Here is a 1560-nt window from a genome sequence, read left to right as displayed (position 1 = left end):
TTCTCGGTGCGCCGCGACAGGTCCTGACCGCCGTGGGCGATCTCACTGGCGGCGCTGTTGACCGCCTCGCTGCTGCCGCGCACGTCGATCAGCACGTCGTGAATCTTGTCGGCGAAGGCATTGAACTGGATCGCCAGCTCAGCGCTCTCGTCGCGCCCTCGCACCGGTAACCGCTGGGTCAGGTCACCGTCGCCGGAGGCGATCTCGCGCATGCGCGCCGCCAGGCGCTGCAGCGGTCGCGAGATACTGCCGCCAACCCACCAAAGAGCCATCAGACCGAGTCCGCCAAGCAACAGCCCCACCAAGCCCATGCCCAGCGTATCGGCCCGACGCTGGTTATCCAGCGAGGCCTGTAGCGTACTTAGCTCGGCCAACACCACCTCCTCGGGCAGCCGTACCATCAGTACCCATGGCGTGTCGGTGGCACCGATGGTGAACGGCTGGTAGCGCTCGAACATGCCATCCTCCACGACGCTGACGGTATTGGCATCACGTCGCGCGCGTTCGACACTTGCCATCGGCTCCTCGCCCAGGATGCGATCAGCAGCAGCTCCAAGCCCTTCAGCATCGCCGGTGTGGCCGGCCAGACCGCCCTCCCCAGCAACCAGTGCCATCTCACCAGCGCCTTCATAAAGCCCTGCATTGGCCTCTACCAGCAGCTCCTGAATGAAATCCAGTGCCAGATCGACGCCGGCCACGCCGCGAAACTCACCGTCGACCAGCACCGGCACATTGAAGGAGGTGACCAGCAGCGTTTCACCGGCATAGTCGTAGGGCGCCGGATCGATGATGCAGGGTGCCAGGGTCTCGCGCGGACACAGGTAGTACTCGCCCTCGCGCGCACCGCTTGGCTGCAACGCCTCGCTCTCCATGGTATCGCCCAGCGGCAGGACGTCGATCTCGCCCGACTCGGTCCGGTACCACCAAGGCATGAAGCGGCCACTACCGTCGTAGCCGTCGCGCTCGAGACCGGCATAGACGGCATCATGACCAAAGGCGTCGGGTTCCCAGCCAATGAAGGCATCGAGCAAGGCGGGATTGTCGGCCACCGTCTGGCGCACCAAGTTGGACAGCTCGCGCCGGCTGATCGCCAAGGCGCTGCGACCATACTCGTCACGCTGCCCCATCAGGGCATTGGTGTTGGCCAGCTGGGTAGCCAGCGTCAGGGCCTGCTCGAGCTGGCGCTGAATGCGCTCCGCCTCGGCATCGGCCAGCGCCGAGAGACGCTCGTCGACCGCACCTTCAAGCAACTCGCGGGTATGGCTCTCGACGGTGGCCTGGGTCCGCGACGAGGCATGCAGCGCATAACCGACCAGCGCCGCCACCACCAGCAGCAAGCAGGCCCCGGCCAGCAGGACCACGAAATGACGGATCGACTTACCCAGCATGTGCAAGCTCCTTGGCCTGCCCGCGTGGGGCGCTGCCGGTGTAGGACAGTGCTGGCGTAGCGGTGGACGCCGACAGGGTGAAGACACCGACGGTGTCGTTGAGTCGCCCGGCCTGATCCTTGAGCTGCTCGGCGGCACTGGTCGACTCCTCGACCATGGCGGCGTTCTCCTG

At 65.8% G+C, this 1560-nt stretch carries 2 protein-coding genes; both read right to left on the bottom strand.

Features of this window, described 5'->3' with window-relative positions; genetic code table 11:
* Positions 1 to 1388: methyl-accepting chemotaxis protein (locus BLT16_RS20450; RefSeq protein WP_089660779.1), on the bottom strand; the 1388-nt coding region annotated here is incomplete at its 3' end.
* Positions 1378 to 1560, bottom strand: a 183-nt coding sequence (locus tag BLT16_RS20445; protein ID WP_143025114.1) for a hypothetical protein, incomplete at its 5' end; no start/stop codon positions are given. The genes BLT16_RS20445 and BLT16_RS20450, both read right to left, overlap by 11 nt.

The sequence above is a fragment of the Franzmannia pantelleriensis genome, assembly GCF_900102875.1.
Taxonomy (GTDB): Bacteria; Pseudomonadota; Gammaproteobacteria; order Pseudomonadales; family Halomonadaceae; genus Franzmannia; species Franzmannia pantelleriensis.
This window is presented reverse-complemented; position numbering and strand designations above follow the sequence as displayed.